A 3,282-nucleotide genomic window follows, 5' to 3' on the forward strand; every position below is an offset into this window, starting at 1 on the left:
GATAAAGAATATCCAAGAAAAACTTAGTTTTTATATCCTATTACCCTGTTTATAACGCGAATAGAGAATAAACCAGGGGCGATAGCCCCATGAATATAGTTTCTAAGTTTAATGTAACGTCTCGCCTTGAACGATACATCGACTTATTACTTGACGAGTCACAAAATCGCCTTGGCTGGCACCATACATTGAAGAAAAATGCTTGGCTAAAATGACTACCCAACCTGATAAACGAAAATTCATTCTCTTTTCAGCTTGATCTACTACAATTTCAAAAAGTCCTAATGAATCACTCTCACGATCATTTGCATACTCTTCCATAATAACTCGGGCAGTTTGTAAATCACTGTCTCTGGTAGGCCAATTTTGACTCATAAAACACTCCATAAAACATGAGTTGGGTCACAATAATTTCAACTATATGTGGGTAATTTTTCATATTACAAGGTAGAAATCATCATAATATTATGCCATAAAGTGAACAAACACTCAATAGATAGATTAATATATGAACAAATTTTGTTTTGGTAAAGACTCTTAACTCTTAAGAAACAGATAAGAAACAAACCTTTATCTGGAATGTTGTTCGCAGACAGCATATGATATGCAAATAGTGTATTCAATAACATTCATGCTATGAGTTATCAAATATTGCCCTCCCTGCTTTCTGCCGATATGACGCAGCTTGGAGATGAGGTTGACGCTGTAATGAACGCAGGTGCTGATTACGTTCATTTTGACGTCATGGATAATCATTATGTCCCTAACCTGACCTTTGGCCCCGCATTCTGCGATGCACTGATGAAACGCTTCCCTCAACTCCCAATAGACGTGCATCTGATGACCACACCAGTAGATTCATTGATAGAAGCCTTTGCCAAAGCCCGAGCCAAACGTATCAGTATTCATCCTGACGCAACAGTTCATTTAGATAGAAGTTTACAGTTAATCAGGGATTCAGGCTGTAAAGCAGGCTTAGTACTTAATCCAGCCACATCTATTGATGCATTAACCTGGTGTGCTCACCGCCTTGATTTTGTTTTAGTAATGACTGTTAATCCAGGATTTGGCGGACAAAAACTGATCCCGGAAGTAATAAATAAAATAACGCAGATACATCAACTCTACCCTCATCTGGGATTGTGTATTGATGGTGGCGTTACAATAGAGAACATTGCTGAACTGGCACGTGCTGGAGCGAACCAATTTGTCGCGGGTTCCGCTGTATTCAACAGCCCCAGTTATCAACAAACCATAAAAAATATGCGCGAACAATTAGCCAGCATTTAATATGTGATCTAATTTGTTTTTTAGGATGATTGACATTTTTATCATTTTGGCCAAAATGAGTTGATTTTGCGCTCCAGTGTTCTGCACACTGACCATTTTGACTGAAACGAACAAAATGCAAACTGCCTGTTCTGACCAGAGGAACTATGAAAAAAATTATTGTACTGTTGTGTGGGATGATTTGGACCCTACCCTCTTTCTCTTTATCAGGGCAAGCCTATATGGATCGTTTTAATACCTTTATGGGCTGGTATCAGCAGATCCCCATCAATCCGTCGCCAGAATTTCTGGAGTTTGTGAAAGGTTCAACCTATCTATCCAATAAATTACGCAATAAATGGCTTTATGAATTAGCCAGAATCAAGGATTGGTCTAATTACGTCGCCTATTATCAACCTACAGATGATATGAATCTGGTATGTTATGATAAAATTGCAAAATTTAATTTGGGACAAGACAAAGAAGCGTTAGCAGAGTCAGCTCCTATCTGGCTGACCGGAGAGTCGCGCCCTCAGGCATGCAATACCTTATTTGATATGTTGCTCAAACATAACAATTTCGATCAAAATCTGATTACTCAACGTATTGATCTGGCTCTTGATAAAAGAAACGTTCAACTTGCTCGCTACCTGATGAAGCAATACAAAACGCCTCATGATGCAGAAATCCAATCCCTGGCCAACGTGCACCAAAATCCATCCCATATTAGCAAATTGACTCCAGGAACAACTAATGGCCAACTTTATCTCTATGGCTTGAAAAAAATGGTCTCTATTAATATGGATAAAGCATTGCTCTTATGGAAGCAGGCCAATACGAATAAACTTTTAAACGAACCACAAAGACAGGCTTTTTTAGCTCATATAGCACTTTATAAAGCCATGAGAAATCATGAGGATTCATTGGAATGGTTTGCCAAAGTCAAACCGGAATATTATAACGATGCTTTAGTTGATTGGCAGATTCGTTTTGCTTTAAAAAATCATGACTGGAAGCATGTTGCTCAATTCATCAGCCAATCCAAAAACAAGGATACACCGTGTTGGCAATATTGGTTAGCCCGAGCTCTGGAAGCGCAAGGAAAAAATGATGAAGCAATTGCTATTTACGAACCTTTAGCAAAAAACAGGCAATATTATGGTTTTCTTGCCAGCATCCGCCTGCGTAAAAGCCCAAGCTTTCAAAATGAAAAAACAACGACCAGTTTAGCAGCACTAAAACCCTATCAACCCGTTATAGATCAAATAAAATCATTCTATAAGGCCAAACAAAACACCGAGGCAAGCCGTTTGCTCAATGATTTCATTAGTGAATTACCGAAAGAAGAAGCGAGCGCACTTGCATATTGGGTGGATAGCGAACTGGGATGGCACAGTAAATCAGTCCACCTAAGCAATAATGAACTTCTTAATGATCAACTCCTGCTACGCTTCCCTCTTGCCTACAAGAGCACAGTGAAATCGTACGCCAATCAATACTCCGTTCCTGCTGAATTTGTCTACGCCATCATTCGCCAGGAAAGTGGCTTTAGAGAGGATGTGGTATCATCAGTTGGAGCCAGAGGACTAATGCAAGTTATGCCTCAAACAGCCAGCGCTGTCTCGAAAATGAGTAAAATACCGTACAATGATCAACAGCAACTATTCCTTTCCAATAAAAACATTAATATTGGTATTGCGTACCTGCAACAGCTGACAAAACGATTTTCCAATCATCCAGTATTGGTAGCAGCAGCATATAATGCAGGCCCCAGACAAGTAGTCTATTGGTTGAAAAATCACCCTCCGAAGGAAATTGACGTATGGATAGAAACTTTGCCTTGGCAGGAAACACGAAATTATTTAAAAAATGTGACTGCTTTTTATGTCGTATATCAATATAGGTTGAATCAAAAACCAGATTTAAATCATTTCCTGGCCCCGTTATAATTTAACGTGACGGTTGTCCAAGGTTAAGAAGTTTGGCCGTCATCCTGAGGAGCTAGCGACGAAG

Annotated in this window: 3 protein-coding genes; 2 read left to right on the top strand and 1 reads right to left on the bottom strand. The window is 39.3% G+C overall.

Features of this window, described 5'->3' with window-relative positions; genetic code table 11:
* Nucleotides 1–108: 108 nt before the first annotated feature.
* Nucleotides 109–375 carry a hypothetical protein gene (locus Q0495_RS11755; RefSeq protein ID WP_298626531.1) on the bottom strand — a complete coding sequence of 89 codons (267 nt, stop codon included), beginning with the start codon at nucleotides 373–375 and terminating at the stop codon, nucleotides 109–111.
* A 261-nt stretch (nucleotides 376–636) separates the two neighbouring features.
* Here Q0495_RS11755 and rpe point away from each other — a divergent pair, with 261 nt between their 5' ends.
* Together rpe and Q0495_RS11765 are read left to right on the top strand one after the other, a co-directional pair.
* Nucleotides 637–1,290 carry a ribulose-phosphate 3-epimerase gene (rpe, locus tag Q0495_RS11760; protein ID WP_298626532.1) on the top strand — a complete coding sequence of 218 codons (654 nt, stop codon included), beginning with the start codon at nucleotides 637–639 and terminating at the stop codon, nucleotides 1,288–1,290.
* A gap of 146 nt (nucleotides 1,291–1,436) precedes the next feature.
* Nucleotides 1,437–3,218 carry a transglycosylase SLT domain-containing protein gene (locus Q0495_RS11765; RefSeq protein ID WP_298626535.1) on the top strand — a complete coding sequence of 594 codons (1,782 nt, stop codon included), beginning with the start codon at nucleotides 1,437–1,439 and terminating at the stop codon, nucleotides 3,216–3,218.
* The last annotated feature ends 64 nt before the right edge of the window (nucleotides 3,219–3,282 follow it).

Origin of the sequence: uncultured Legionella sp. (assembly GCF_937871865.1) — a bacterium.
Lineage (GTDB): Bacteria > Pseudomonadota > Gammaproteobacteria > Legionellales > Legionellaceae > Legionella.

Bases quoted from the DNA above. Each gene is read 5' to 3' on its own strand.
- Q0495_RS11755 (WP_298626531.1), bottom strand. From the start codon at position 375: ATGAGTCAAAATTGGCCTACCAGAGACAGTGATTTACAAACTGCCCGA.
- rpe (WP_298626532.1), top strand. From the start codon at position 637: ATGAGTTATCAAATATTGCCCTCCCTGCTTTCTGCCGATATGACGCAG.
- Q0495_RS11765 (WP_298626535.1), top strand. From the start codon at position 1,437: ATGAAAAAAATTATTGTACTGTTGTGTGGGATGATTTGGACCCTACCC.